Here is a 3,473-nt window from a genome sequence, read left to right on the forward strand (position 1 = left end):
GCACTGGCACCCCGTCGCGGGCGGCCATGCTCATCAGCTCGGTGCGCAACGGGCCCTGCTCCATCGGGGTGAACCGGTTGAACACCGGCTCCACCAGCACCGGCAGCACGAACGACAGCAGCACCACCAGCACGGCGGCGCCGGCCGCGCCGAACGCCCACCACCAGCGCGGCGCGAGCCGGATGACAGCGTAGAAGCCGAACAACGCCACCGCGCCGATCACCGCGCTGACCGCGTACGACTTGAGCAGGTCGACAGCCCAGCCGCTCCAGCCGTTGGTGCTCAACCCGTAGCGGGTGAGAACGCTCTGCCGCCAGGCGGCGAACGGAAGTGTCACGAGGTCGGCGACGAGCATCACCGCCAGCCCGCCGAGCACGGCCTGCGCGACCCAGTGCCCGCCGAACGGCCGGCCCACCAGCTCGACCAGGCGACTGCCCAGCGGGGTCAACCCGAGCGCGAGGGCGATCAGCAGCCCGACGGCGAGCGCGGCGTAGCCGCCGGGGCGCAGCGCGGCCCGGAACTCCCGCCCCTTGGCCACCTGCTCGGCGGGCAGGTCACCCAGCGCGGCGAGCTGGTCGGCGCGGGGCGCCGGTGGACGGTGCCACGGGATGAGCAGCGCGGCCAGCACGACCAGCGCGACGGTCAGCCCGGCCAGGGCCAGCAGCGCCCACCCGCGCGGGGTCACCGCGTCACCGCCCGTTGTACCCCGCTCATCGCGCCGCTCCTCCCGCCGTGACCGCTCATCCTATGGCCCGCGAAAAGCCCGCTTCCGGGCGCGGTGTCGCGCTCAGGCGACCCGGCGGGTGGGGCGGCGGCGAGCGGCCGGTGGGCGGGCGGGCGCAGCCAGCACCTCCACGTCGAAGCCGGCTCGGGCGAGCACCTCGATGGCCTCGACCTCGGCGGCGACCAACCCGGCCGCCGGGGACGTCTCGTCGAACAGGGCGGTCAGCGGGCAGCCGGAACAGCCGTCGGCCCGCTTCGCGCACCCGTCGCAGTCGATGAGCATCACGCCTCCTGATCGGCTCGCGGCACCCGGGCGACTCTCGTCGTCGCCGGCCGAGCACCGTCGGTGACATCGACACTAAACACCGGGTACGACAGGAACCCCGTCCGACCGCCCGTTTCAGGGCTAGATCCACTCCACATCAGCGATATCGGGGTATCCCACCCTTTCGGAACGCCCGACATCACGGAGCTCTGCCGGTCGAGCGAGCGGCATCGTTTGGTCGCTCGGTCAGTCGGGCACTGAGCGACGGTGGCCGACCTCGATGCTTCGTCCGTCGTGGGCTTCCGGTACTCCCCCCGTCGACATCGCCTCGCCAAGGTCCTCGTTCTGCTGGGTGCCGCGGCCCTCCTCGCCTTCTACACAGTGGTGTTCGACGAGGTGTGGTGGAAGGTGCTGCTGCGGTTCGGGATGATCGGCGCCATCGTCGCGCTGACCACCAACTGGCAGCTGCGCCGTCAGCCTCGGCTGCCGCTGCGGCTGACCGAGGAGACGCTGCACCTGACCGGGCCGAACGGAACCAGTCTCAGCATCGACTGGGTCAACATGGCCAGCGCCCAGGTCCGAGGCCGCATGGACCCCCGGCTGGTGGTCACGCCACTCGACCCGGAGCAGACACGGCCCCCCATGCGGGCCGGGCAGTGGTCGACCCCCGGGCGCGGCCCCTATGAGTTGGTCGTCCGGCTCGCCTGGATGACGCCGGGCACCGACGCACTGCGTCGTGAGCTGGCCCGACGACTACCGACCAGCTGACCCCGAGCCTCCGCCCGGTCGTCGGGGTTGGGTTTCAGCCCTGCGCGTCGAGGTCACGCAGTGCGTAGCGGAGGTGCTGCCACTCCTCTTGAAAGATCACGTGCAGGCAGTGCCGGACGGACACGACGTGCTCGGGCCACCAGGCGCTCGGCCGAGACTCGGCGAGCACCTCCGGCGTGACGGTCGCCAGAAACTCGCGCACCATGGCCTGCCGCTCGGCCCGCACCTGGAGGACCGCGTCGAATGTCGGCTGCTCGGTAGCGAAGACCGACATGTCGAAGCCGTCGGTCTCATACTCGGCGTGCCACTGACCCAGCGGGTGGAACGGCTGCGGCAGGCGCAGGACTGCCTTTCCCAACCAGGCGTCGGCGGCGAACGCGAGATGGCGCAGCGTCTGCGCGAACGACCACTCCCCGTCGATCGAGACGTCGACAGCACCCTCGGGCATGGACACGGCCCGGTCGACAGCCGCCGCCCAGGCCCGTTCGAGCGCGGCCCACCCCGCCCGAAGGTCGTCCGGGTTCTCGGCCCGCCGGAGGTCGCGCCCGGGAAAGCGCCGGTTCAGCTCGGCCTCGACCAACGGCACGACATCGACGCCGTTGATCAGCAATGTGCCCTCGGCCAGCCACGGCGCGTCGATGTCCAGACCATCGACGTCGACGCCGCGCATCACCGCACCGGCCAGCGTCGACCTGTTGAACCGGGCACCGCGCAGATCCTGGTCGACGAAGACCGTGACGTCGTCCCGTGCCATGGTGACTCCCTCCGCCGACGACAGCGGCGACGTTAGCCCTCGGGTACGACAGCGGACCACCCGACAATCGATTGAGCAGGATCGACCGGGTTCAAGGACCATGGGCCATCCCAACCGGTCGGACACCCCGACATCATGGAACTCGTGTCGATCACGACGCCGGAGTCCGGATGTACGGATGGAAACCAGCGTGTGGCGGGGACGTCAGGACCGGGCGAGCCGCCGCAGCAGGGAGTCCGCGCCCAACGGGTACGCCCCGTGCCGGCGTACCCCGTCGGCGACCTCGCGGTCCGACGAGACCACGACCACCGGCCGGCCCGCCGGCTCGGCGCGGACCAGCCGCCGGATCAGCTCGTCGGCGGTCTCGCCCTTGCGGGAGAAGAGCACCCGCACGCCGCGCGGCGCGGGCGGCAGGCCGTGCATCCGCTCGGCGCCGTCGAAGACCACTGTGACCTCGTCGCCGGTCTGCGCGGCGATCCCGCCCAGCCCGGTGATGAGGCGTTTGCGCTGCTGCTCCAGGGACATCTCACCGAAGCCGCGCTTGGTGACGTTGTAACCGTCCACCACGAGGTGCGCCCGGGGCAGGGCGAGCAGTTGGTCGAGCCGGGCCGGGTCGTCGGTGTCGCGGGCGCGGGTGGCCGGGCCGGCCGGGGCGCTGCCCGGCTGCTCGGCGAACGCGTCGGCGACGAAGTCGGCGGGGAGTTTGTTCACCGGGTCGAGCGCCAGCTCCCGGCGCAACCCGACGGCGGCCTGGCCGATGGTCTCCAGGAGCAGCCAGAGCCGGGCGTCGTCGACCGAGCGTGCCTCCTTGGCACTGGCCCGCGCCACCCCGGCGGCGGCCTCGGCCTCGGCCAGCCGGGCCCGGGCGCGGCGGAGTTCGGCGTCCACGTCGGCGCTGGCGCGGGCGGCCCGGCCGCGTTCGGTGGCCAGCAGCTCGGTGGCCTTCCGTTCGCGGGCCTGGGT

At 72.3% G+C, this 3,473-nt stretch carries 4 protein-coding genes and 1 pseudogene; 1 reads left to right on the forward strand and 4 read right to left on the reverse strand.

Annotation, left to right across the window (positions count from 1 at the left end; translation table 11 throughout):
- Together KBX53_RS26560 and KBX53_RS26565 are read right to left on the reverse strand one after the other, a co-directional pair.
- Nucleotides 1–685 (reverse strand): annotated as a pseudogene (locus KBX53_RS26560) (M48 family peptidase); the annotation flags it as partial.
- Nucleotides 686–787: 102 nt separating this feature from the next.
- The gene (locus KBX53_RS26565; protein WP_210862257.1) at nt 788–1,006 is read right to left on the reverse strand and encodes a hypothetical protein; all 219 of its coding nucleotides are present in this window, start codon (nt 1,004–1,006) and stop codon (nt 788–790) included.
- Between the two features lie 249 nt (nt 1,007–1,255).
- On the opposite strand from KBX53_RS26565, the gene KBX53_RS26570 reads away from it, so the two are divergent.
- Nucleotides 1,256–1,756 (forward strand): hypothetical protein, encoded by a 501-nt coding sequence (locus KBX53_RS26570; RefSeq protein ID WP_156057999.1) that lies wholly within the window; start codon nt 1,256–1,258, stop codon nt 1,754–1,756.
- Between the two features lie 34 nt (nt 1,757–1,790).
- On the opposite strand, the gene KBX53_RS26575 is transcribed toward KBX53_RS26570, so the two are convergent.
- On the reverse strand, nt 1,791–2,510 hold the full coding sequence (locus tag KBX53_RS26575) for a DinB family protein (protein WP_030337732.1): 720 nt from the start codon (nt 2,508–2,510) through the stop codon (nt 1,791–1,793).
- Between the two features lie 204 nt (nt 2,511–2,714).
- Nucleotides 2,715–3,473: NYN domain-containing protein (locus KBX53_RS26580; RefSeq protein WP_210862259.1), on the reverse strand; the 759-nt coding region annotated here is incomplete at its 5' end.

The organism is Micromonospora sp. M51 (genome assembly GCF_018070305.1).
In the GTDB taxonomy this organism is placed as follows: Bacteria; Actinomycetota; Actinomycetes; order Mycobacteriales; family Micromonosporaceae; genus Micromonospora; species Micromonospora parva.